Annotated in this window: 18 protein-coding genes; 10 read left to right on the top strand and 8 right to left on the bottom strand. The window is 40.6% G+C overall.

The features are described from left to right. Nucleotides 1–61: 61 nt before the first annotated feature. Entirely contained in the window at nt 62–199 is a 138-nt protein-coding gene (locus V7783_RS02045) for a hypothetical protein (RefSeq protein ID WP_335677309.1), read from the top strand. 190 nt (nt 200–389) lie between these two features. Beyond that, the gene (locus V7783_RS02040; protein WP_335677308.1) at nt 390–1,304 is read left to right on the top strand and encodes a tetratricopeptide repeat protein; all 915 of its coding nucleotides are present in this window, start codon (nt 390–392) and stop codon (nt 1,302–1,304) included. A 38-nt stretch (nt 1,305–1,342) separates the two neighbouring features. Here V7783_RS02040 and V7783_RS02035 read toward each other — a convergent pair whose 3' ends face one another. The 5 genes from V7783_RS02035 to V7783_RS02015 form a co-directional block, all read right to left on the bottom strand. Beyond that, entirely contained in the window at nt 1,343–3,862 is a 2,520-nt protein-coding gene (locus V7783_RS02035) for a TonB-dependent receptor plug domain-containing protein (RefSeq protein ID WP_335677307.1), read from the bottom strand. 144 nt (nt 3,863–4,006) lie between these two features. Then, nucleotides 4,007–4,960 (bottom strand): GGDEF domain-containing protein, encoded by a 954-nt coding sequence (locus V7783_RS02030; RefSeq protein ID WP_442961336.1) that lies wholly within the window; start codon nt 4,958–4,960, stop codon nt 4,007–4,009. Nucleotides 4,961–5,181: 221 nt separating this feature from the next. Beyond that, nucleotides 5,182–5,460 (bottom strand): hypothetical protein, encoded by a 279-nt coding sequence (locus V7783_RS02025; RefSeq protein WP_335677305.1) that lies wholly within the window; start codon nt 5,458–5,460, stop codon nt 5,182–5,184. Nucleotides 5,461–5,824: 364 nt separating this feature from the next. Then, the gene (locus V7783_RS02020; protein ID WP_335677304.1) at nt 5,825–6,199 is read right to left on the bottom strand and encodes a DP-EP family protein; all 375 of its coding nucleotides are present in this window, start codon (nt 6,197–6,199) and stop codon (nt 5,825–5,827) included. Between the two features lie 23 nt (nt 6,200–6,222). Then, complete coding sequence (locus tag V7783_RS02015) at nt 6,223–9,477, bottom strand: nSTAND1 domain-containing NTPase (protein ID WP_335677303.1); 3,255 nt, start codon at nt 9,475–9,477, stop codon at nt 6,223–6,225. Nucleotides 9,478–9,706: 229 nt separating this feature from the next. Between V7783_RS02015 and V7783_RS02010 the strand changes: the two genes are divergently transcribed. Beyond that, entirely contained in the window at nt 9,707–10,141 is a 435-nt protein-coding gene (locus tag V7783_RS02010) for a hypothetical protein (RefSeq protein ID WP_335677302.1), read from the top strand. Then, on the top strand, nt 10,138–10,335 hold the full coding sequence (locus V7783_RS02005; RefSeq protein WP_335677301.1) for a helix-turn-helix transcriptional regulator: 198 nt from the start codon (nt 10,138–10,140) through the stop codon (nt 10,333–10,335). The genes V7783_RS02010 and V7783_RS02005 overlap by 4 nt, the downstream gene beginning before the upstream one ends. A 44-nt stretch (nt 10,336–10,379) precedes the next feature. Here V7783_RS02005 and V7783_RS02000 read toward each other — a convergent pair whose 3' ends face one another. Continuing rightward, complete coding sequence (locus tag V7783_RS02000) at nt 10,380–11,582, bottom strand: MFS transporter (RefSeq protein WP_335677300.1); 1,203 nt, start codon at nt 11,580–11,582, stop codon at nt 10,380–10,382. A gap of 448 nt (nt 11,583–12,030) precedes the next feature. On the opposite strand from V7783_RS02000, the gene V7783_RS01995 reads away from it, so the two are divergent. Together V7783_RS01995 and V7783_RS01990 are read left to right on the top strand one after the other, a co-directional pair. After that, on the top strand, nt 12,031–14,169 hold the full coding sequence (locus V7783_RS01995; protein WP_335677299.1) for a TonB-dependent receptor: 2,139 nt from the start codon (nt 12,031–12,033) through the stop codon (nt 14,167–14,169). Between the two features lie 136 nt (nt 14,170–14,305). Beyond that, nucleotides 14,306–15,187, top strand: coding sequence for a DUF1444 family protein (locus tag V7783_RS01990; protein ID WP_335677298.1), 882 nt, complete (start codon nt 14,306–14,308; stop codon nt 15,185–15,187). Nucleotides 15,188–15,214: 27 nt separating this feature from the next. Here V7783_RS01990 and V7783_RS01985 read toward each other — a convergent pair whose 3' ends face one another. After that, on the bottom strand, nt 15,215–15,382 hold the full coding sequence (locus V7783_RS01985; RefSeq protein ID WP_335677297.1) for a DUF2986 domain-containing protein: 168 nt from the start codon (nt 15,380–15,382) through the stop codon (nt 15,215–15,217). A 192-nt stretch (nt 15,383–15,574) separates the two neighbouring features. On the opposite strand from V7783_RS01985, the gene V7783_RS01980 reads away from it, so the two are divergent. Further along, nucleotides 15,575–17,065, top strand: a complete 1,491-nt coding sequence (locus V7783_RS01980; protein WP_335677296.1) for a dipeptidase — start codon at nt 15,575–15,577, stop codon at nt 17,063–17,065. Between the two features lie 63 nt (nt 17,066–17,128). Here V7783_RS01980 and V7783_RS01975 read toward each other — a convergent pair whose 3' ends face one another. Further along, complete coding sequence (locus V7783_RS01975) at nt 17,129–17,914, bottom strand: putative porin (protein ID WP_335677295.1); 786 nt, start codon at nt 17,912–17,914, stop codon at nt 17,129–17,131. Nucleotides 17,915–18,192: 278 nt separating this feature from the next. Here V7783_RS01975 and V7783_RS01970 point away from each other — a divergent pair, with 278 nt between their 5' ends. The 3 genes from V7783_RS01970 (at nt 18,193) to V7783_RS01960 (ending at nt 26,371) form a co-directional block, all read left to right on the top strand. Beyond that, nucleotides 18,193–18,816, top strand: coding sequence for a DUF1449 domain-containing protein (locus V7783_RS01970; protein WP_335677294.1), 624 nt, complete (start codon nt 18,193–18,195; stop codon nt 18,814–18,816). 61 nt (nt 18,817–18,877) lie between these two features. Further along, nucleotides 18,878–20,980: an SPFH domain-containing protein gene (locus V7783_RS01965; RefSeq protein ID WP_064666442.1), complete on the top strand. Its 2,103-nt coding sequence runs from the start codon at nt 18,878–18,880 to the stop codon at nt 20,978–20,980. Nucleotides 20,981–21,049: 69 nt separating this feature from the next. Continuing rightward, nucleotides 21,050–26,371 carry a DNA repair ATPase gene (locus V7783_RS01960; RefSeq protein WP_335677293.1) on the top strand — a complete coding sequence of 1,774 codons (5,322 nt, stop codon included), beginning with the start codon at nt 21,050–21,052 and terminating at the stop codon, nt 26,369–26,371. Nucleotides 26,372–26,470: the final 99 nt, after the last annotated feature.

Below are 26,470 nucleotides of genomic sequence, written 5' to 3'. Positions count from 1 at the left end.
AGTTTTTTGTAATACTGTGTTGTTCCACAAGACGTTATTATTTAAATTACAAGGAAACATCATGTCAAAGAAACCAGAAAAAGCAAAAAACAAAGAAGCAAAATCAATTAAAAAAGAAATTATCGTACGAAAAGAAAAAGTCGCTAAGCAGAAAACAAAAATTGCCAAGTTAAAAAAAGCATTAAAAAAGGCTGCCTAATTTAGACCCTCGTAGATAAAACACCTTTTATTGCTCGGGCAATTATGATGCAAATTCATAATTGCCCAGTCCCACATTTTTACTAACCTAACTAAAACTCCGTTAACTTGGTAATACTTGTTAATATTTTTATGCAAATATGTTTTAATCTAGGCTTGTCTTTACTGCATTAAGTGTTTTCTTAGACTCTATGATCAAAATTTTTAGTGTACTCACTATTTTTATGTGGGCTTGTCCCGCTAGTGTATTTGCATCTGAGCACTTTAGTGATCACGAACAGTTTTGCCAGCAGCAACCAGATAAACAGTGTTTAACCTATATTAATGAGCACATAGCGGATTCAGAGCTAAATTCAGCACAGTGGTACAAGGCTAAGTCTTATTTATTCGATTATTATTATGATAAGAATGATTTTGAAACCCTAAAAGCGATTGTTGAGCCATTTGCTGATCGCGACGATTTACCTAAAGTATTTAAAGTACAAACTTACTTCTATTACGCCAAAGCGTTACGTTATTACAACGAAGGTGAGCGGGCAAAAATATACGCAACAAAGGCTTTTGATGACATACAGCAGATGTATGAATCGTTTTCTGATCCCATGCGGATGCTAGAGCTGGCTAATTTACAGTATGTTTTTGGTAATAAAGAGACTGCCTTTCAAATACTTTTAAAAGCAGAGCGTAAGTTTGGTAAAAGCAAAGATCCCATCTTTAACTTTGAACTGCATTCAAATAAAGCAAATGCTTATCATGGTCTTGGCGATCTAGAAAATGCCAAACAGAGCAGAAAGCAAGCACTCGACTGGATTTTACCGACACAGCATCTAAATAAAATAATTATTGCACAAGGTAATCTGGCGCACACTTATCAACTTCTCTCAGAGTTTAAACAGGCTAATAAATACTATATTGCGGCGTTAGGTAATATGGTGTCCCCGAGCGATGACCTACTTAAAGCAACTTATAAACTAAGACTGGCAGAAATTAGCTGGCAGGCAAAAAATCCACAACAAGCGAGAGCGTGGTTACAAAAAGTGGATGAAAGCCAATTATTATCAAACGCCCATAAAGCGCTTTATGCACGATTAAAAGCTGTGCTGTAAATAAGCGGTGAAAGCGTTGCCCTCACCGCCGTATTTTATTAAAAATTATAGGTTATATTACCATAGATAAAACGGCCATCTAGGCTGTAAGGTGTAAAGGAACTGTAGGTAAATATCTGATTAAAATCGCTATAACCTATGTTACTCACGGTATCTTGTGGGTATTGATCAAACAAGTTATTAGCACCGAGAGCAAACTTCCACTGCTGTGATGGGAGATACGCCACTTCTAAATCGGTGATCCATTTAGCCGCAATAACTTCATCACCCTCAGGTGTGCTTGAGGTATCAACTACTTCACCATAGCGAGTCGCGCGTAAAGTGGTTTGAAATTTATCAATATCCCACGTTGCTGACAAATTCCACTTATCACTGGGGGTGCCTTTTTCAAAACGGGTGATTTCGCGACGAGCAAAATACTCGTAGTCATCGCCTAACGCTTCAAGCTCAGGTGGGTTTTCTTTTACATTAGTGACTTCAGTGTCGTTAAAGTTAACTGCGGCGCTTAAGCGTAAATCACCATAGTTTTCTAAGCCTAATGAGTAGGTCGCAACGATATCGACACCTTGAGTACGAGAATCGATGGCATTGGTAAAGTAACGCACACTTTGTGTATTAAGCTCACCGGCTTGAACTAAAATAGCCTCAACTTCGGGCCCTTGCAGGTTTTCAGATAATACAATGCGGTCATCAATCTCAATACGATAGGCATCAAGCGTGAGGCTAAAGTTACCTTCAGTAAAGATAAAGCCTGCCGTCATGTTTACTGACTCTTCCGCATCAAGCTCACGAGCGCCCAACGCTTGTGCCGCAGGTTCATCCACAGGGAATAAGCCAACTTCACTCGGAACGCCGTTTTCAAATACTGTACTGACTGATTTATATGAAGTTTGCGCAAGTGAGGGGGCTCTAAAACCGCTGCTGATAGCGCCGCGTAAAGATAATGATTCGTTAATACTCAAGCGAGATGCAAGTTTTGCTGTAAAGGTGCTGCCAAAGTCGCTGTAATCTTCAAAACGCCCAGCAAGAACGACATTCCAATCTTCGGTTAAATAAGTATCAAATTCAGCAAATAACGCAACATTGTGGCGGCTTTTATCGGTCTCACTGTCCGGTGAAAATCCCGCTAATACTTGTGCGCCACCAGCTGCGACTGGGATGCCGTTTTCATCAAGTACAGTAATGTAAGAGGCTTCTTCACCGGCTTTGATTTGATAGTTCTCATGGCGATATTCGGCGCCAACAGTAACAAACACATCATCAGGTAAGCCAAAGTCAAAACTGTTGCTTGCATCCATGTTTACTAGGTATTGCTCGTAAATGAGTGAACCGTTATCAAACTCAGTCGGGCTGTCTAAGCCCATAGAAGTGTTTAAGCTGTTGCTCACCCCTAAAGCAAAGTCATTCAGGCCGTAGTTAGTGCTGATATCCCATGTCCAGTCGTTAGTTTCGCCATTGAGGCCAAGTGCAAACGAGTAGTCATCTACATCCGTGTCTATTTGTGGCAAAAAGCCATCGGGGTAAACTTCGGTTAAATTACGCGAATCTTTCGCACGACGATAAAACCCGCCAGAGTTACCTTTACGATTTGAATAGCTGGCAAATGAGTAAAGTGCTAGCGTGTCATTAAAGTCATAACCTAGGTTATAAAACACTGCAATGTCTTCAATATCTGCTTTACCAAAGCGGTGATTGTAACGGTCAAAATCAAACTCGCGTGAGTCTAACGCGCCATTCACATCGCGGTTATATTGTTCGCGCTCATCAATACCTGAGCGATTGGTTGGTTCATTATTACGTGATTCAATTGAAATATTTAAAAAGCCGTTATCAGCAAACGAAAAGCCGGCATTCGCGCTGGCTGTGCGTGAAATACCGTCGTTTAATTTACGGTCACTGCCTTTAGCAAAGCTTAGATTACCAGAGTCATCAGCTGTGGTGCTGAGTAATTGCGGCGAGCCGGCCATTTGTGTTTGGTACTCACCATAGGTGTAGCTAACTGTACCACCGTCATCGGCATCTTTAAGGATGATGTTGATCACTCCAGCAATAGCGTCAGAGCCATATTGCGCGGCTGCACCGTCACGCAGTACTTCAACACGTTTAATTGCAGAGGTAGGAATATTATTTAAATCAACGGCGGTAGAGCCACGGCCAACTGTGCCGCCTAAATTTAATAAAGCACCAGAGTGACGGCGCTTACCGTTTACCAGTACTAAGGTGTGATCGGGTGCTAGGCCTCTTAATACCGCAGGTTTTGCATGATCAGTCCCATCAGCAAGCGTGGCACTTGGGTAGTTAAAGCTGGGTAATTGCGCTGCTAGCACTTGGCTTATTTCAAGCTGGCCGGTGGTGGCTAAGTCGCGGCTTGTTAATAAATCAACAGGTACGGTGCTTTGGGCGATACTGCGTAAACTGCGTCTGGTTCCGGTAACGGAAATTACTTCGATATCTTTTGCTGTATTTACAGCATTTTGCTCAACAGCGATTGCAGTCACTGAGGTAGCCAATGTACTTGCGATAGCAAGTTGCAAGGGTAGTTTGTTAAATAGTTTCATTGTTGATCCCGTGTTGTTGTCATACGCTGCACAGTGTATAAAGCGTAATGGGAACAAACAAATAACATTAAAGTATAGTATATGTGTAATTAAAGGTGTTTGTTAATATTGATAGCTCCTTGTTAGTAAAGTGTTTGTTTGTACTTATGCGCTTACACTGATTTTATTTCTGCCATCAGTTTTTGCTCTGTATAGCGCCGTATCGGCTGCGCATATAAGTGCTTCGCAGGTGCGGTATTGGTTATCAAATTCGCAGGCAATACCTTGGCTCACACTTACTTTAACTTCTGGCGGTAGGCCAATATCTGTAAATGTCATGGCATTAATTTGTTGTTGAATATGTCTGGCAACAACTGCGGCACTATCACGGTTGCAACGTGGCAGAATAACAGCAAATTCTTCACCGCCATAGCGAGCGGCTAAACAGTCTCTTGATGGTATACATTGTAAAATTACTTTAGCTATTTTTTGCAAACATTTATCGCCTTTAATATGACCATAGGTATCATTAAACTTTTTAAAGTGATCAACATCAATGAGTATACTACTCAATGGCTGGTGGCTTTGAATGCTTTCTGACCAGTATTTATTTAATGATTCATCTAATGTGAAACGATTAGCAAGCCCAGTTAAATGATCTGTAGATGCTTGTACTTTTAATTTGTTATATGTTGCTTTGTGAATACTTAAATCATGCAGAATGCAGACATAAAGTTTTTGTGCAGACGCTATACTTTCTGGCATATTAGAAATAGATAAATCGGCTTCCAGTATACTGCCATCCGCTTTATTTATTTTTACTTCATTAGGACCAAAGTTAAGGCGAGTATCTTTTATATCTAACCAGTTTAGTAGCGTATACATGTATTTATCGCGATCAGTTTCGTGTAAAAATTGTAGCAAGCTTTGCCCAATCAATGACTGCTGAGAGTCACCTAAAAGTTGTGCCGCCATCGGATTAACAAACTCAAACGTACCTTGTTCATCGATGATAAAAATACCTTCACTGGTGCCGTTGAATAATTCAATTAAAGCACCAAACTGTAAGTGAGAAAGGCAAGTTGAAAGGCTTTTACCAGTCGTTACCGATTGCTTAATTACACTAAGTATTTTGCTATTTTTTGTTGTTTGCTTAGACACGATTGTTCCTTTACGCTTTCGCATACATTTTTGGTGTCTATAAATTTACTTAAAAAAGTGAAAATAAACCTTCTGGTAACCTTCTGGTTTTAAGTTGTTGATTTTTATTGTTTGTTTTTTTTGATTTGCACAGATTTTTAACTAACCTGTGCAAAGTGTTCAGGCTTTATTTGCCAGTTTTAGTTTTCTTTTTTCTTATTTTCAACTTGTGGGTCGGGGCTTAATCCTAACTCACGCAGGTCAAACCTTGCTTGCTTTACTGTTGGCTCTTGGGCTAACTCTTGCACTCGTTGCTGAAGATTATCAGCGGCAGTTGTTACAACAACAATGTCGCCTACGCGGTGTTTTAGCTGCAAGTCATAACGGGTTGCCAGGTTGGTAAAGTCGGCATCGGTTGTTAATTGCAGTAACACTTCGCCGGTGAGTTGCAGGCCAGTACCGCTTTGGCTATCAGTCATAATATCGCCAAGCTGTAAGCTATTTGCGTTGTTGGATTGATTGGTTAAGCTGGCGAGTATCGAAGCGCCGGGTGTGATACCATACCCGTGGTTGCAGCGTGTGCCAGTGAGGTAATGCATATGGCAAGTAATAAAATAAACACATTCGTTTTCATTATAGTTCCTTTAAATCAGTCTATTCGAATAGTGTTTCGTATGTTAAGTCATAATGCAACTAAAGGTTAATTTTTTATTATGAGTTAGTGATAAAGGATTGGTTGTTGCGGGTAATAATACGTAATTTTTGGCCTTAAGGTGTTTAAGGTATAAAAAATTGCACAGGGATAAATTAGCCCTGTGCAATTTAAATATTAAGCGTTGTTAATTAGTTTTTTCTTTCATTTATAACTTGTGGGTCAGGGCTTGAATAAGGTTTGTCATTACACTCAACGTGAAATATTAAACAGGCCGTGCCAGAGTTTTCATCTGTGTCAGTGATGGTGATTGCTTGGCGGTTCTCGCTTAGTTTATGGATGAAATCTTGAGCACAAGTGCCTACTTTATCAGTGATTGTGACCCCTGTGAAAAAAAAGCCTTGTTGGATTGTTGCTTGAGCTAACGTGTAAGTAGCGGCAATTTCAGATCTTACAATCCCGCCGCCATCAACGACTTTACCATTTTCTGTGTAGCTAAAAATAGCTTTACCGTTGTTAAGCTCAATATGTACTTGAATATCGGCTTTTTTAATCGTGCTTGTCATATTATTTCCTTTGGTATTTATGGTTATAGTTTAAAATCAGTAATGCCTAGTTTTACTAGGCTTACTTTTAGTTTGGGTATTTCGTTTACCCGGTTTAAGCAAGTGTAGGCTTGCACTAGCGGGTACGTTATATGGATGCTTTGGTTTATTTTTGCTGTTTTAGCAATGGCTTTAAGCGCATTTAAGCAAAATTGCTCTCGCTGATTGCTGTTTGCTGCTAATTTGGCTTTAATCAAGTTTACCCGTGTGAGCACTACGTTATCGCCTGTTTGTATTTGATTTGCTCTATGCTGCTGATAGTTTCCATCATTCTCAAGCATAGTTAATAACTCTAGGGCTTTATGCGGCAAATTTCTATCTATAAAGTATTGCATCAGATTAACTTGTATTTCGATAGGCCAGATATTATTGAAACTTTTTGATTTTAAAAATTTAATAGTTTCTTCTATTCTTAAATCAATATTTTTATCGTTAGACAGCATTAATAAGTGCGTCAAAGAGCGATAATACATTAGCTGAAATTTATTATCTTTTGGATCTTGATCTAAAGCCTTGTTTATAATTTTGTTAGCAAAAAGAGCTTTTTCATAGGCTATTCGTTTATCGGTTAAATAGCTAAGTAAGTAACTCTGTTGCATATGTATATTTGCAGACATATAAAGTAGGCTTGCGTCATTGGGGTAGTAATTAGCCATTTCTTTGACTACAGTAACTGCATTTTCCAATATATCTACAGCAGTGTTAAAATTACCCAAACTTTCTTCTGTACTGGCAAGCCAGCTTATGGTGTCTGCTTTATCACGCAGTAAATTTTTGTTATTGGGTTTAAGCGCAAGTGCTTTGTTTTTAAGATTAAGCGACTCTGTGAAGCTCTGTTTTGCAGCAGCATAGTTAAATTGCTTTAAATACAATGAACCGAGTGAGTTATGTGAATACGATAGCTCCATAATGGAGTTAAAATCATTCGGTGCTAGTGAGTACATTGCTTCACTGTAGGTTTGGTATTTTTTAAACATTGGCTCAGTGGTTGCGTAATCACTTTTATCATAACTTAGCTGACCTAACCAAAAGGCATTGGCACCAGCCAGGGTGAGCAGCTCTATATTGTTTGGCTGTATTTTTAAAAGCGCCTCAAGGCGAGTGCGGGCGTTATCAAACGCGGTATAGGCTTCGTCGGTTTTACCTCGGGAATAGGCGACCTCGCCCATAGCCTCAAGAGTTTGCGCATATTGAAAGCGGTTGTTAAATTCGGCTTTTTGGTTGTTAAAACTAAAAAGAGAACTGGGCTCTTCAGCTTGATTGGTAAAGTATTCCAGCGCTTTATTGCTTATGCCATCCAGTAAGTCCATTCTTCTAACGCTACGCAGTTTATCGGCAAATTCACCCACCATAAAGCCAAGTAGGTTTTCGGCTTCGAGTCGTTTTTGCTGCGCGATTTGCTCTGCGTGGTAACTGCGCACGCCCATAAAACTGGCAATAAAACTGAGTAAGACAAGGGCAACCGCAGTGGCTTGCAACACGCGCTTTTTACGCTTTGCCCGGCGGTTTGATGCTTTAATTAAACTCAACTCAGCAGCGCTTAAGCTAAACATCGGATTATTTAAAAGGCTTTGCGCTTCTTGCAGAGGCTTGCCTTGGGCTAATAAAAAGTCGCTGTGTTTTTGCTCGTTTAACCAACGTTCGGTGGCAATTTGTAAGCGACTTTTAATGGCTAAACTTTGTTGATGTTGGTTTATCCAGTTTATGGCGCGTTGCCAATGACGCAGCAGCGCCTCGTGCGCCAAACTAAAACAGGCTTGGTCATTTTTAAGGTGCGATACAAATAAACGGCTTTCAACCATCGCTTGTGCCAGCTGTGTTTGTGCAGGGTCGGTGAGTTCATCCCAACGTGCTGCGCGGCTGGTGAGGGTTTCACCATCGACATGCAGGGTAATGAGCTTTGATAATACCAAGCTCAGCTGGGCTTGTTGTTGCTTGGGCAACTGCGTAAATACTTGCTCAGCTTTTTGGCCAATCGCTCCTTCAATACCGCCTAATGCTTGATATTCAGAGACTAATAACTCATCGTTTTCGCTGCGTTGTAAGTACAGTTGTTGCAAAGTGTATTGCAACATTGGCAAGGCATCGGGGTTATTGGCGGTGTCGTTACAGAGAACTTCATCCAGTGGTGTTTGGTGCTCAGGATCAAGCTGCCAACTAAGCCCCGCGGCTAAAGCCGGTAGACGGATCATTTGCTTTAATTCAGCGCGCGTTGGCGGCAATAAGTCAAAATGGGCGCCATTGGCTTTGCCCGCCATTAAACTGGGTTGATTAACCACTTGGGGGTAAAAGTCATTACGACAGGCGCTAAAAATAATCATGCAGTTACTGGTGGCCAATAACTCAATAATGGTTAAAAAGTGACTGCGCTGTGCTTCATTAAAAATCGGCGATGACAGCAATACTTCCAACCGATCAATAAATAAAAACAAATACGGCTTAATATGGCTGTTTTGCTGTTGGCTTAAAGCCGTTTTACAGTAGCTAATGACGTGCTCGGGCGTGTTTTGTAATAACTCGCTCAAGGTATCGGCACTCAGGTCGGTGAAAACGGGGGCGTCGTCGATTTCTAAATCCAGTAGGGTCGAGGCTAAATCGAGTAATAGCCGGTTTTTACTTATATCAGCAAAATCAAGCTGACAGTATGACTCAACCCGAAAGCCATCAAAGCCCGATTCACTCATTAATGCCGGCAATATACCTGCATTAACTAGCGATGATTTACCTGAGCCGCTAGAGCCAAGCAATAAACTAAAGGCCCGGCCATAATTTATTTGCGCCGATACTCGTTGTAGTAAGGTGTTTATTTGTTTGGTTCGGCCAAAAAATACATCGGCTTCATTGGGGGTGAACGCGCTTAAGCCAACAAAAGGTGAACTGCCTTGCCATTTTATATGGCTTGCTTTGTGTTCTTCATTTAATGGGAAATCTATCTTGGCAATAACGCGGTAGCCACGTTTGCGGATTGTCTCTATGTATTGCGGATCATTGGCTTTGTCATCAAAGACTTTACGTAATTGCGTAATGACTTTGTGTAAGGGGTTATCTCCCACTGCAACAGTGGGCCAGCAGTGATTAATGATCTCTTCACTGCTAACTAACTCTCCTTGTTTTTCGCATAATAACAATAAAACATCCATCGCTTTTGGCTCAAGTTGTTTGATGTCCGCGCCACGTCGTAAGCTATTGGTGGCTGGTGTTACTTGCCATTCACCGACAAAGAAAACAGATTTACTCATGCAGGGCTCATCATTGTTATTGTTAAAATTGAGATTGCTTTAAACAGCTTTGTTTTATCCTACTGCAAGCAATAAATTAATACAATATTACGAGTTTAATGTTAAGGAGCTTTATTAAATCGTGCCTATCGTTATGTATGACTTACATTACTTTATGTAAAGCTTACTTGACTTTATTGCAAGCTTTAACAATACTGAGTCAAGTTTACTTGACTAAAAAGGCGAGAACATGAAGCAACAAACAGAATTAACATTCAAACAACGCAACAAACTAAACACAATTTATCTAGCAAAGTGGACTCTGGCATGGGTTTTAACTTTGGCGCTTGCTGCGCTAGGCCCGAAATCTCTATGGGCAGAGCAGAACACGTTATTTAGTATTGCGGCTGTTATGATCAATATTAGTGCGGGTATCATGATGATTTTGGCAAATAAACGTCATTTAGCTGGCTTAGATGAGTTGCAGCAACGGTTACATTTAAATGCGATGGCGATCACTTTAGGTGGCAGTGTAGTGTTTGGTTTAGCTTATTCGGTATTGCAGACGAGCGGGGTAGTTTCGCTGCGACAAGGGATTTCTCATTTAATGATGTTTATGGGGATAAGTTATTTTGTTTGTATTTTGGTAATGACTAAACAACTTGGCGCTGAGGACGAAGAATGAAAAACCGCCTTAAAGTACTGCGTGCGGAGCATAACCTAACTCAGGCAAAATTAGCTGAGCTACTTGATGTATCAAGGCAAACGGTGAATGCCATTGAAAAAGGCAAGTTTGATCCTAGCTTACCTTTAGCGTTTAAAGCCGCTCGGTTATTTAAATTAAAAATTGAAGATATCTTTCAAGATGAAGATGCATAAGTTCTACACTCTGCGTGCTTAAAGTACGCAGAGTGTAGTGCTATTTATGGGGCAACTAGTTGCGGTTTTTGTTTACCCATTTGCAATGCACTCAGTAACCACATAATAAATCCACCAGCAAATAAGATTGCGGCGACATAGCCAGTTTGATTCGGTTGCGCGCCTTGTGCAATCGCTAAGCCACCAACCCAAGGGCCTATTGCATTTGCAGTATTGAATGCGCATTGCACAAGTGCGCCAATCATTGCATGGCCATGTGGAGATACGTCCATCAACATGGTTTGGATAACGGTGCCTAGCCCGACACTAAAGCCGATAAAAAATATAACCGCATAAAGTAGCCAAATGTTATGGCTTGCCATTACATAAGTTGTAGCAAAAATCACAGCGCCAATAAGTGCTATACCGGTGGTTTTAAGCGGTGCATGATCGGCAGCTTTACCTAAAACGTAGTTTCCTAGCGTGCAGCCAATGCCGAACATAATCATCGCGATTGAGATGGTATAAGCCGGTGTGTGGGTGATCACTAAAATGGTATCGGCAATATAGGTATAAATACAAAACACGCCACCAAAGCCAACAATAATGATGCCTAAGATTGACCAAACTAGCTTGTTTTTTAATACGCTTAATTCACTTAATAACGACGAGGGAGCTGCATTTTTTGTATTAGGGATATATTTCACAATGAGAATTAGTGCAACCAGTGCTAGCACCGCGGTGCCTGCTAAACAATAACGCCAACTAAAATTTTGTCCTATTAAGGTGACCATAGGCACACCAACAATCGTTGCTATGGTAAGTCCCATAAATACTTTAGACATAAAGCTGGCGCGCTTATTTGCAGGTGCAATATCTGCAGCTAATAAAATGGCCACAGCAAAATATGCACCATGGGGTAAACCACTTAAAAAGCGAAATAATATAAGTTGCTCTAACGAATTAGCAAATGCGCTTAAGCCGTTAAATATAAACATCATCGACACAAATAATAGCAAAGCATTACGCTTGCGCATGTTTGCTGTGGTGATCATAAAAAACGGTGCACCGATCACTACGCCAATCGCATAGGCGCTAATGGTATAGCCACTTTGTGCTGGAGTAGAGGCAAATGTTTCGCTGAACAATGGCAACATCGGCATCATCGAAAACTCCGACAAGCCTAAAATAAAAGTACCCAAAGCAAGTACTAACAAAATAGCGGTGGTGCTTAGTGTATTACTGGCAGCGCTGATATCAGCTGACATAGATAACCCTTGTAAAAAGACTGACGATAAAAATGTAAATGATTTATTTAATAAAAAGCAGGAAACTGCAAATTTGAAGAATGAATTAAACCGCAATTGTATGATAAAAATAAGTCAGCGTCTTGCACTAAAAACAGTGTATTTAGTGCAGAAAATACGATTTTAGATTGCAGCGTTTTTGGCTGAATAGGAACGTTCTAATTTTCAATGACTTGATATATTCACCTTGGTTATTAAGCGGTATGCTGATGAAAAATAAATTTTCAGTGGTTGTGGCTATTTTATGTTTTTAGTGTTTTAACAGCCTTTTAAAAGCTATAAGCATGTTTAAAATAAGAACAATAAACATCGAGTCAGAGCCTGGGGTGCGACAATTTGTCGCGTGTTCAGTGATGTCGTCAAGTTATATACTTTGCTTATCTTAAACCTGCTGTAATTAAAGAATAAAATGAGCAACCACAATCCACCTATCAATTCACATTATGCACTTTCTCCGTTAGCACTTTGCATTGCGAGTTTAGTCTCTCCTTATGTACTGGCTGATGATTCAATTGAAGTGATTGAAGTACAAGGCCAAAACGTTAACAGCCATGCAAATTTAGGTTCTGCTGAACAGCTTTTAACTGAGTTAGGGGTAGATTTCTCTGCGGCAGGTGGCGTATCGAGTTTGCCAATTTTAAATGGCATGATGGGCGATAGAGTTAAAGTGCTTGTTGATGGCGCGGATGTTACAGCAGCATGCGGCAATCAAATGAATCCACCCTTATCCTATGTTTCGGCTAATCAGGTATCCTCTTATCAAGTGGTTGCAGGCATTTCGCCAGTAAGCGCTGGTGGCGATAATATTGCTGGCGTTATTCAAGTAAACACCATTGCTCCACAATATGGTGAAAATGATACGCTTAGCTGGCATTCAGGCTACCTATCAGCACAATATCGCAGTACCAATAATGCCCAAGCGGTAGGTGTTGGGGCGCGTTTAGCCAGTGATACGTTTAGCTTAAATTATCAAGGTTCATTTGAAGATGCTGATAGCTATGAAGATGGTAACGGTGATTTAGTTCTAGATACACTTTATCGCGTACAAAATCATGCACTAACTGCTGCACTGCGAGATGATAAACAGCAGCTAGTGGTTAAATTAACCCATCAAAAAATACCGTTTCAGGGCTTTCCTAATCAATATATGGATATGACTGATAACACCAGTTACGGTTTGATCACCCAATATAAACGCACAATCGACAGTGGTGAGTTTCAAGCCCAAGTTAACTATAACGATGTAAAGCACGAAATGGGTTTTTTCACTGATGAAAAAACCGGCATGATGCCAATGAATACCGATGCGCAAGACTTAAGTTATCAGTTAAACTGGCGTTTAAATCTCGACGCTGACACGACATTATTGCTCGGCCAAGAATACTATGGCTATCGTATTGATGACTGGTGGCCGGCTATAGAAGGCTCAATGATGATGGGGCCAAATGATTATGTGAATATAAATAATGGTGAGCGCGACCGCTATACTGGTTTTGTTGAATTACAAAAACAACTCAATAACAAGTGGTGGTTCTCTGCTGGTACACGCATTGAATATGTGCAAGCGAATGCAGGCGAAGTACAGCCATATTCAGACATGACCGACGATATGCATATGGGTGATATGCCTGGTATGAATATGGGCAATCCTAACCTAGCTGCGGCAAAAGAATTTAATGCGATGGATAGAAAGCGCAGCGATACACTCGTTGATGTTAGCTTATTATTACGCTATCAACTGAGTAATGAAGGTGAACTGCAATTCGGTTTAGCGCGCAAAAATCGTGCACCTAATTTATATGAGCGCTATAGCTGGGGTTTAAGCTCCATGTCGACCAGTATGATAGGTTGGTTTGGTGATGGCAACGGTTATATCGGAAGCCCTGATTTAGACCCTGAAACCGCACATACCCTCAGTAGTACATATACTAAATCAGCACAAGACGGTACATGGCAACTAACTGGCAATGCGTGGTACACAAAAGTAAATGATTATATTGATGTTACTGTTGTTGGCAGCACTAACCGCACAGATATGGCATTAACTGAGCGTAATACTCTGCAATTTACCAATTTAGATGCCACACTTTACGGTGCAAAACTTGAAGGTATTATCCGTGTTGTTGATAGTAAAACTGCAGGTACATGGGATTTAACCGCCGCGCTTACTAGCACCCATGGCGAGCGTGATGACAGTGATGAGCCGTTATATCAAATAATGCCACTGCACAGCAAAGTAGCTCTTGAGCAACAACTCGGTAAATGGCAAAACTCATTAAGTTGGCAGTGGGTCGATAGTAAAACCCGCGTTGATCCACGTCGTTTAGAAAACCAAACCGACAGTTATAGCTTAGTGAATTTAGCCACTAAGGCGACATGGGATAAGTTAACCGTTAGGTTGGCAATTACTAACTTACTTGACGAATACTACCAGCAGCCTTTAGGTGGGGTCAGTATTGCCCAGTTTAACGTGGAGCAAAGCCAAGGCTTCAGCCAATTAGCAGGACAAGGTCGCTCACTTAATGCCGGTATCAGCTACGCGTTTTAATAAATAGGAAATTAGTTAAGTTCTTTTAAAGGCCAAATAATTTGGCCTTTTTCGTACTTAAGAAACATTGTTAATGTTATTTTTAAAACATACTATTAGCTCATTAAAAATAATGAATAGTTAAAGGACCTAAGCTATGAAGTTTTACCCTCTTTTATTTGTGTTAATAAGCATATTTAGCATCCCCGGATTTGCCGCTAGTACTTCGGAACAAGAATTTACACGTCAGTATACTGAACGTGCGAAATTGGCACTTAAGCAAGCAACCTTCAATCATATAGATAATCTTGTCATTGAAATCGAGTTTGAAAATGGTTTAAAAGTAACGAGTTATCTAGCAAATAGCTATGCACGTTATATTTCAGGACAAGCAAGTATGGATGAAGCGTTAGCAGACTTTATCGCCAGTCAAGTTGAATACCAAAATTTAGATGAATCAGATGTACTTAATATTAGCCAGTTACGGCCAGTTATAAAATCACAAAGTTATTTAGATGGAGTGAAAAGTCAGCTAGCAGCTGCGGGGGCTAGCGAAATACAGCTGCCTTATTTTGAAAAGTTAACAGGTGAGCTATTGGTGTTTTATGCAATAGATTCACCTGATAGTTTACGCTTTCTTACTCAACAAGACTTTCAAAGCTTAGCGTTATCAAGTCGTAATTTAAGAAGTAAAGCAATCGCTAATTTAGATGAATATTTAAATGCCATTAATGCCAAAATAGAAAAATTAGACATCGGAGACCATGGTGATGTTTATATGTTAGTTGCTGATGAAAATTATGAAGCAACAGCTATTCTTACGCCATCATTCAAAAAGTTACTTAAACAAAAAATTCCTGGGGAGGTTATTATTGGCATACCTAGCCGCAATATTTTACTTATGGCCAGTAAAAGTGACAGTAAGGCAGTAATGTCTGTAGCAGGGATCACTTACAGTCAATACCCTGAGCTTGCTTATGCAATATCACCCTATATCTATACACTCAAAGACGATAGCTGGCAGCAAATTGACCTTTAGAGGCTTACGAGAGAAGCGTGTTCACTTTCACGCTTCATCATTTACTAAAGCATCTGGTTGTTCCTCAACAAGTAAAGCCAATCTTTCACGTTCAGCTTTAGAAACGTAAGTAGGCTTATTACTTTTGTGTAATTTAGCGTTAGCGCGCTTATCTCTTTGATTAAATTTAGTAACGATCTTTTTTCTGCGGTTCATGGTTTATCTTCACGCGCTTAAAATTGGTGGCATAGTATACAGTGTTATTAAAGCTATTAGCTATTTAAATATTCAACTATAAAATCCTGTAGCTATAGGTACAGTGCTGGCTTAATAAAGGTTAACAACGTTACAATTGTAGAGTCGTTTGGTTTATCCAATTCTTGGTCTTTTAAAAAATAGGAATTTGTTTTGAAACAGTTTATTTTAGCCAGTTTGGCACTTTTGACCGCCAATGCACATGCTAACCTTGATACGCGCAGCGATGCTGCGGCGCAATATGCGGTCAATACATATCAAGATGCGCAAATTCATACCTTAGCTAACTTAGTTTCTTACCCGACTGTTAATAAAGACGGCATCAATACACCTGATAACCCAGACTTTATTGGCTTTAAAGCGCTTTTAAAAATGAAAGCCGCTGAGCTTGGTTTTGATTTCCAAGACTTAGGTTATACCGTACTTATAGGTATGGGTCAGCAAACAGATAAAGTAACCATAGTAACTCATGGTGATGTGCAACCAGCGGATGCCAGTAAATGGAAAAATAGCCCGTTTGAGATGGATATAACCTCAGAGCCTGGTAAGTTAATTGCCCGTGGTACTGAAGACGATAAAGGCGCCATTGTCACCGCACTGTATGCGATGAAAGCTATTAAAGATCAAGGTATCACCCTTGATAATCGTATTGAGCTGATGATTTACTTAGCGGAAGAGTCTGATTGGGCTCCGCTTGAAGAGTTTATGAAAACCTACCAGCAACCTAAATACGCAGTGACGATTGATGCGTCATACCCTGTAGTTGTTGCTGAAAAAGGCTGGAGCTTAATCGCGCCAACGTTTGCCAGTACATCAGCGCAAGCAGATGCTTATGTTAGCGATTTAACTGGCGGTGCATTTGTGAGTCAAATTCCTGAAGATGCCAGTGCGATATTACATAATGCAACAGAAGCAGAACTAGCTAAATTACATGATAATGTTGCAAACTTAACGGATGTTAAAGTGGCCATTACTGAACTTGATTCAGCAATTAAAGTTTCCGTAAAGGGTATGTCAGCACATTCATCAGAGCCAGAATCTGGGCATAACGCAATTGCTCATTTAGCAGAAATCTTCAAAGGTATTGAGCTTGAAAATAACAGTGATGGTCAAGCAATTGAGTTTGTAAATCAACTAATTGGCCTTGATTTATACGGCAAACAGTTTGGTGATATTGCTTACGAACATGACTTTATGGGGCCGATGACCGTCTCGCCAACCGTATTAAAGCGTGATGGTAACGACGTTACTTTGTCGGTGAATTTACGCCGTCCTGTTGGTAAAGATGAAGCTGTGCTTAAACAACAAATCGACACCGCACTGACTAATTGGCAGACGAGTAATCAGGTCACTTTAAAAGATACGCAAGTGATTATTGGCACGCCAATGTTGCTCGACAGCGCACCCCATGCTCAAGCATTACTCGATATTTTTAAGCATTTTACTGGTGATCAAGAGGCTAGCTTTGTGTCTATTGGCGGCGGCACTAATGCTAAGTTATTTGATAATGCCGTATCGTTTGGGCCATCAATGCCAGGTAAGCGCTACACCGGCCACTCAGAGCATGAGTTTATTACAATTGAGCAACTTAAGCTCAACCTTAAAATGTATACAGCAATGATGATAACGCTGGGTAATATGTAACTTAGGTTGTCATAGCCACAAAGTAAAACGCCGCTAAATAGCGGCGTTTTGATTTTTCACTCATTAAAACTGTGCGACAAATTTAATGCTATATACCTCACCGTCCGCTCTGTCGAAAAAGTTAGCGGTGAAGTAATATTGACTATTAATAAAGTACTTAGCTTCAAGTAATAATTTAGAATCAGCAACACCTGCACCAACTGCCACATGGCGATTAAAATAATAATTTGCAAGGCCAGTTATATAAGGATTAAAGTTATTATAGTGATAAGCAACATCTAGAGCTAAATAACTATCAGCATAAAGATGTGCAAAATAGCGAGTTGATAAGCTCCATATTTCTAATTCATCGTCAGTTTGAGCTGTAAGGCCCAGATAATCACTATCATTAAGTTGATAGTTATATTGCGCTGTAAATTGATAGATCGTATCGGTATTTTCAAACTCTTGCATTTGCACAGATACTTTTAGATTGTCAGCAAATAAATAACCAACACCTACAGAGTAATCATCTGTTTCACTCAAATCAGAAAATTCTAAGTTTGCAAACCAGTTACCGTAAAAGCCTTCGCCAAATACGCCAAAGCTGTTGGCTAAATCATTATTGGAATAATCTAACTTGATATTTGAATCAGTGTCTAAGTAGCCGTAATCATCCCATACGCCAGAGTTTTGCTGCGGCGCAAAATAGTAATGGCTCGATAAGTACATCGTGTCATAGTCATAACTTGTATTTTCTAAGGTTGTGTATTGAATTGAGTTGAACCATTGACGAGTTTCAGACTGCTGCGCATTAACAGTAGCAGAGCAAGATAACGCAAGTAATGAAATAGGCAGAAAATAACGCATTTGTGTCCTTTCTTGACGATTTAAGTCTAGCTTCGTTGCTATGGGTACAAAAATAAAGCGCGAATGGTATAGCCAATTAATGTTGATTGCTAGTTTTACTCCACTATTAATTTAGCCTTTAAGTCGTTAATTAAGCTAAGTTAACGTTTCAAAGTAGTAGTTCATTTACAATTTTTTATATTAACAACGTTGATTTTCCATAAAACACTTAACATTTACGCGACTAAATGATAAAAAGTTTTATCGCCTAATGCGTTTAAAATAAATGGATAGTTGTAATGATGGAATTTTTAAACTTAGCGCTTACTTTCCCCACCGTTATTTTTTCAGCCCTGTTGTTAGTTGTGATGTTGTTTTGGCTAATAACCCTTATTGGCTTCGCTGACATTGATATGTTTGAGTCAGATCTGGATATTGAAGCCGACGCGTCGCAAAGCTCAGGATTGAGCTCATGGTTTAGCATGGGTTTTGGTGGTATTCCAATTACCGTATCTATTAGTCTCGTAGTGATGAGCAGTTGGTTGATCAGCATTTATGCCCACAAGTTTTTTGCTTACTTGTTAGGGGATGGTATCTGGTTTTATATTTCTGGCGTGCTCATGCTGGGCGTTTGTTTGCTAATTGCTATACCAATTGCGGCCATTATTTCACGCCCCTTACAGCGCTTTTTTAGCAGCGCAGAAACCTCAAAAAGCTCTGATTTACTAGGTTTAGAGTGTGTTATTGCCACTGGCAAAGTAACCAACACATTCGGCCAAGCACGGGTTAAATTTCAAGGCACTGAACAGCTAATTGAAGTTAGAGCTGAAAATGACGAGCAATTTACATCAGGCGACACTGCGGTGTTACTTGAACACCTCAAAGAGCAACATTGTTACATTATTACCGCCAAGCCTTGGTAATACCTTAATTTTTAGGGATAAGTGACAAATAATAAAATCGATAATCACGTTAGGACATAACATGGAATTTTTAGATAACCTCATACCTATATTGACATTTGTAGGTATAGCAATCGCTGTTATTTTTGCTATTTTGCTGATCATTGGTAAGTTTTATCGCAAGGTAGAACAAGGCCAAGCGCTGATCATTAATAAAATGAAAAACGAGCCGGATGTCACCACCACGGGGGGCATTGTATACCCTGTGATCCATAAAATGGAAGTGATGGATATTTCAACCAAGCGTATGGTGCTTGAACGTAAAGATAAGGGCGGCTTGATCTGTAAAGATAATATTCGCGCCGATATCGCCATAACTTTTTATATTCGTGTTAACGAAAACAAAGAAGATATTCTGCGCGTTGCTAAGCAAGTTGGTTGCGCCCGAGCATCAGAGCTCGACACACTACAAGAGCTGTTTGAAGCGAAGTTTTCAGAGGCGCTTAAAACCGTTGGTAAGCGTATGGATTTTGTTGAGTTATTTACTCACCGAAATGAATTTCGCGATAACATCAAAGAGGTGATTGGCCAAGATTTGTCGGGTTATACACTTGAAGATGTTGCTATTGATTATCTTGAACAAACGTCAATTGATAAGCTTGATCCGCAAAATATTCTGGATGCTGAAGGTATTCGCCGCATCACTGAAATGACTGCAGTGCAAAATGTATCTACCAATCAATTAAAGTGTGATGAAAGGGCTAAGATTGAGATCCAAAATCAAGAAGCCACCGAGAAAACGCTGGAAATTGAGCGTCAAAAACAAGATGCCATGTCACGTCAAGTGCGCGAAATTGAAACTGTAAAAGCGCGCGAATACGCCGAAGCTGAAAAAGTACGTCAAGAAGAGCGCTTAAAATCAGAGCAAGCCCGCATTCAAACCGAAGAAGCCATTGGCATTAGCGAGCAAAATAAGCAACGTGAGCTTGATATTGCTGAGCAAAACCGATTACGCGTTTTGGGTATTGAAGAAGAGAAAGTGGCACGCTCACGTGAAATAGAAGTGATCGAGCGCGAAAGAGAAACTGAAATCCTGCGCATCAATAAAGAAAAAGCGCTGGAAGTAGAACGTAAAGAAATTGCCGATGTAGTGCGTGATCGCGTCATTGTTGAAAAGTCAGTAGCCGAAGAAGAAGAGCGCATTAAAGATGTGAAAGTACTCGCAGGCGCGGAGCGTGAGAAAAATGCAATTATCATTCGTGCTAAAGCCGAAGCTGAAGAGTCATTAGTAAAAGACATCGAAGCTGCAAAAGCGCAAGAGCAAGCGGCGGAATATAAAGCCCGTGAGCTTGAAACAATGGCCAATGCAGAGCTTAGAATTGCCAATCAACAAGCTGAATCGAAAAAGATTCTGGCGCATGCGCAACAAGTTGAAACCGCAGCCAAAGGCCTTGCTGAAGCGGATGTTATTAAAGCTAAAGCACAAGCAAATGCAATTCAAGGTGAAACTGATGCTAAAGTAATGCGTCAAAAACTTGAAGCTGAAGCACAAGGTAACCGTGAAATTGGTTTATCTCAGGCGCAAGTACAAACAGCCATGGCTGATGCGAATGAGAAACAGGGTGAAGTGGAAGCGATTAACCTTGAGCGCAAGATGCGCGCCGAAGCAAAAGGCCTAGAAGAGAAGCTACAAGCCTTGAACGCGATGGATCAAGACGCTCGCGATTATGAAAGCTTTACGCTGCAGCTTAATCAGCAAAAAGAGCTGGTATTGGCAAAAATTTCAGCCAGTAAAGACATTGCCGAGCATCAAGCACACATTATGGCTAAAGCCTTAGGTGATGCTGATATCAACATTATGGGCGGCGATGGTCAGTTCTTTAATCAATTTATGAGTGCAATCAGTTTGGGTAAATCAATTGATGGCTTAGTTGATGAAAGTAAAACCGTACAAACCGTATTTAAAGATCACTTAAACGGTGATCGTAATTTAATTGAAGACCTAAAAGGGGTGTTAGCTGGGGCGAATGGTTCAGCCGAAACACTGAAAAACTTTAACATGAGTAAGTTATTAAAGCAGTTAAGTAATACCTCTGCGGCTGAAAAAAGCCAATTACTAAGCATGTTAGGCGGTAATTTAGGTGGTGGCTTAGATGACAAAATTAAGCTAGATCCAAAAGACTAGTGCGCTAAGTTTATTAGCCGTAACAGCGGTTGTTACGGCTAACTTCTATTAAATTTCAGGATAGGTTTCATGACGGACGCAACTCAATACGCGCTAGAGCAAGGCTCGTACGACTTAATTAAACGCCGCTTAAATAATTTTGGTGCTGATTTAAAAACGCAAATAGACGATGTAAATCAACAGCGGATTAACGAATTTGGCAGCACTGAACTACAAGTGAAAGGACGTGTTCGCGTTCGCACTGAGCAAAACTGTACCCCGCGCGATATCGTAATTGTTGGCGATAAAGTTATTTTTGCTTACAACGTATTTTTGGGCTTAAAAAAAGAAACCTCAATCAGCGACGTATTTAGTGTACAAAAACTGGTGGAGCAAGACGACCATTACGAAATTGAGCCTTACCCTGATACGACACGTTTTTTAACCGATAGTCGTTTTATTCGTGATTTTGAAGAACTGTATACCTACTACAAACAAACTAGCCTACAGCATTTATACCAGCAAAATGGCAAGCTGTTTGCGCTATTCCAAATCGGTGACAAGTTATCGGATGTACGGGTTTTTCGCTGGGAAATTCACCCAGACAACACCATTAATTATATCGATAACCGTGGTGAGCGTGATATTCAACACGCACATGACTATGATTTTGAATGGCTCAAAACTGACCGAAGTAACCACATAGAAGGGCGCCACGCTCATATCAACATCGCCGATGAAGTGTTTGTTGAAACGATTGGCGGCTCACTAACGATTAAAATAGAAAACAGCACCGACACCGGTGAAGGGATTTATCAAGAGCCTGTTGATGATAAAAATCAATCCCTTGCTGATAGCGAAGTAGAATACGCGCTGGTAGGCGATTTAGTGCTGTTAAAAATTCTGCCGTACCGTGAAAAAGTATGGCGCTATTTTATTTATAATACCCGTACTCAGCAGGTTATGCGCCAAGATGCAATCGGCAGTGCATGCGTTACTTTACCTGAAGATCACGGCATTATTTTCCCAGGCGGTTACTACTTACAATCAGGACAAGCACGCTCGTTTGAAGAGCAAATAGAAGATTTAGAATTTCACCGACATATAAAGTCACCAAACGGCGAAGATGTTTTATACGTGTTTTACGAGCCAAGCGAAGGCCGTTACGCACTTTTTGCCTATAATATTATTGATAAAAACCTACAAAACCCGATTTATTGTCACGGCTATGCTATTTACAACGATGGTATAACACTCACCTTTAAGGCTGATAAAGACCAAGCGGAGCGAGTACACCCAATTCAAATTTGGCAAAGCCCATTTGTATCCGCCGAGTTTGCAGCTAATGCGCCGCCACTTACTAGTTTTTTTGGCAAAATCGGGAACCCAGATTTAGTTCGCGGTATTTCTGATTTATACAGTGTTTGTAAAGCCATTAGTGAGCAAAGCCCGACTTTATTTCATTACGAAGATTTAATTGCCCTTAGCCGGAATATCTTTGACCGTTACCATTGGCTTAACGAAAGCGAATTTGCAGAAATCGCGAAAAATCTGCATAGTATTTTTGAAACTGCTGAGCAAGTGCTTGATGAGTTTGAAAAAGTCACCGAAATCCAAAACAAAGCCAAGCAAGCTTTGGTAGATATAAATAAGCACTACACGGACGTAACCCGTGAAGTGCGCCCCGATAACTTTAAAACCGCCTCACAATTTGTGCAAGGTATTGATGCTTTAAAAGTACTCAAAGGCCAAGTAATAAGCCTTGAAGACATTAAATATATAGATATTGCAGCACTTAATAGCTTACAAAGTGAAATTGATGAGCACCTGGTGGAAGTAAGCCAAGCAACCGCAGCGTTTTTACAACAAGACAGCGCCTTGGCGCCGTATCACGAAAAGCTCAAACAGCTTGAAGATCTCAGCAGTAAAAGCGAAAGCGTAAGCGAGCTTAAAACCTATATTGCCCAGTTAGATGCGCAAAGTGTTGAGCTGGATTTACTGAATCACACGATGCTTGATTTAGATATTGATGACAGCCGTGTACGAACAAAAATTCTTGAAGATATCAGCGCTGTTTATGCGTTGGTTAATCGTGGTAAAGCGAGTATCGAAATTCGCCAAAAGAGCCTAGGCAGTGTTGAAGCGAAAGCTGAATTTGCTGCTCGGTTTAAGCTGTTTTCGCAAAGCATTACTAATGCATTGAATAATGCCAAAACGCCTGAAGCATGTGACGACCAGCTTTCACGTTTGCTTATTCAACTTGAAGAGCTGGAATCACAATTTAGTGATTTTGACGAGTACCTGACAGAGATCATTGCCAAACGTGATGACGTATACGAAAGCTTTGAGGCACATAAACAAAGCTTAATTGATACCCGCCAGCGCCGCGCTCTGAATTTAGCGAATGCTGCTGAGCGTATATTGCAAGGCGTAAACCGTCGTGCGCAAAGCTTTACTGAGCTTGATGCATTAAACACTTACTTTGCTGCCGATCCTATGATCAGCAAGCTTCGTGCATTGACTAGCGAGCTTAAAGAGTTAGGCGATGAAATTCGTGCCGATGATATTCAATCAAAACTCAAGGCCAGTAAAGATCAGGGCATTCGTTCATTACGTGATAAACAAGATATTTTCACTGATGGCGGCAATACCGTCAGTATTGGTAAGCACGCTTTTAGCGTCAATAAGCAATTACTCGATTTAACCTTATTGCCGCGTGACGAGCAGCTAATGTTGCATTTAACCGGCACAGATTATTTTGAACCAATAACTGACAAGCAAAGCCTTGAAACCTTGCAAAAAAGCCGTCACTTGTGGCAGCAAACTTTGGTATCAGAAAACGATAGCGTTTATCGTGGGGAGTACTTAGCAGCGCAAATTATATTGGCATGTGAGAACAGTGAGCACTCGCTGACTTTTGCGCAGCTAGAGCAGGCACAACGAGATAAACAGTTATTACAGCTGGTTCAAAAATTTGCCGAACCGCGTTACCAAGAAGGTTATGAAAAAGGCATTCATGATCACGATGCGTGTGCGATTATTGATACCTTATTAACGCAAAAAAATAGTTTGGATTTACTTATTTATCCGGCCAGTTGCCGCATTGTTGCGCAGCTGTTTAGTGCGCAATTATCTGCCGCGCAGCAGAGTGAGTATTTCCATCAAGCAAGCAATGCTATTTTGATGGATAAACACTTTGCCGCGACTAGTTTTATCAGCACCTTAACCGCGCAATTAAGTGAACAGATCAACGACTTTTTAAGTCAAGTTAGCAAATTATCAGCACGCTTTGCTGATTTATCCACTGACTTAGCCGCCGCTTATTTAGTGCAGCAATTAGCGCAACAAAAAACCGCGGATCAACAGTTGTTTATCGTCTCTCAGCAAGCTAAAAATTTGGCTGAACAGTTTAGTAGTGACGCTAAAGCTAAAGGTTATAGCAACGAGCTTGCTCAGGCTTGTGAAAACGTAAAGCAAACTGATGAGCGGGCATTATTATTTTTAAGTTGGCTTAATGCGTATTGCTTGCAAAGCCCTAAAGTGTCGGCAATGGTGCAATCGGAAGCGGCTAACTACTTACACCTCAGTGCCACTACAGCATTGCAGTATACCGTACTGGATGCCACGCCGAGCACGCAAGTTGAACACTTAATGGGGCAGCATAAGCGAGTGCAAGAGCAAGTTTTAAATTTAGATTACGCTGAGTTTTATGCCCGCACGCGTAAGTATATTACTGAGCAAGTGCCGGCTTTTGAGCAATATCATGCATTGCGCAGTGATATTTTAGCTGAGCAAAAAGAGCGCCTGCAGCTTGATGAATTTAAAGCCAGGCCGCTTAGTTCGTTTGTACGTAATCAGCTGATCAATAAAGTGTACTTCCCAATTATTGGCGATAACTTAGCAAAGCAAATTGGCTCAGCAGGTAAAAACAAACGCACTGATTTAATGGGCATGCTATTACTGATCTCGCCGCCAGGTTACGGTAAAACCACCTTAGTGGAATACGTTGCTAACCGTTTAGGGCTGACTTTTGTAAAAGTAAATTGCCCGTCGATAGGGCACGATCAGGTGTCACTCGATCCTGCTCAAGCCATTAACGCCACTGCTGAAAAAGAGATTGCAAAAATCAATCAGAGCTTTGAAATGGGCAATAACGTGATGCTGTATTTAGATGATATTCAGCATACTAACCCTGAGTTTTTACAAAAGTTCATTTCCCTGTGCGATGGTTCAAGACGGATTGATGGGGTGTGGAACGGTAAAAGTAAAACCTATGATTTACGCGGTAAAAAGTTTGCTGTAGTGATGGCAGGTAACCCGTACACGGAATCTGGCGAGAGCTTTAAAATCCCTGATATGTTGGCAAACCGCGCCGATATTTATAATCTTGGCGATACTTTAGCAGGCTGCGAGCAAGAGTTTGCCATGAGCTTTATAGAAAATGCGCTAACCTCTAATGCAGTATTAGCGCCATTGGCTAACCGCAACATGGAAGATTTATATAAGTTAGTGCGGATGTGCCAAGGCGAAGATATTTCATTAAATGAGCTTGAGCACGGCTATTCACAAGCGGAAGTTAACGAAATTAAAGCGGTACTCAGCCGATTAATCACTATTCGTAATACCGTGCTAAAAGTGAATGCTCAGTATATTGCCTCAGCCGCGCAAGATAATAATTACCGTACAGAGCCGCCATTTAAACTGCAAGGCAGCTATCGTAATATGAATAAAATGGCAGAAAAAGTAGTCGCTGCCATGAACGATGAAGAACTAGAAAACCTGATTTGCGACCATTATCGCGGTGAAGCGCAAACGCTCAGCAAAGGGTCTGAAGAGAACCTTCTTAAACTCGGTGAACTACGTGACACATTAAGCACAGAACAACAGCAGCGCTTTAGCCAAATTAAAGCTGACTTTGTACGCTTAAATAAACTTGATGGTGCCGGCAGTCCGGTGATGATGGCGGTGGAGCAAATGGGGTATCTGCATCAATCACTGGAAGAGATTGCCAGTAAACTCAGTAAAAACAACCTAAGCCACGATTACAGCCAGTTATTACAAAGCGTTGGTGTGAATATTCAAGGTTTAGATAATAAACAAGCAATTAGTAGCATAGCGCAATCGCTTGATAATGGTTTTGTGCAAACGCCTTATATGGCAAGTTTAGAGCAATTAAGCCGTGCTATAGCTGGTAATAACTGTCAGCCACACTTGCAGGCGTTAATTGAGCAACTTGAAGCCCTTGATAATAAAGAGGCTGTGAATGCGCTAACTGCAGCGGTTACCAGTAACAATAACCAAACGTCATTTACTGAGCTTGTTAATGCAATTAACCAACAAACTCAAGGTGTCAATAATAACAATGTGCAGGCTCAGTTTGAAAAATTGATTGCTGCATGGGGCGCTAAATAACCAGTACATGTTGCGATAATTAACGTGTGCTGGATTTATATGCAAGTTAAATGGCCCGCTTTGTAAAGGCAAAACACAGTGCTGACGAAGCGGCAAAAT

It is taken from the genome of Pseudoalteromonas sp., from assembly GCF_036960685.1.
Lineage (GTDB): Bacteria > Pseudomonadota > Gammaproteobacteria > Enterobacterales > Alteromonadaceae > Pseudoalteromonas.
The sequence above is the reverse complement of the archived record's forward strand: the minus strand, read 5'-3'. Positions and strand labels throughout refer to the sequence as shown.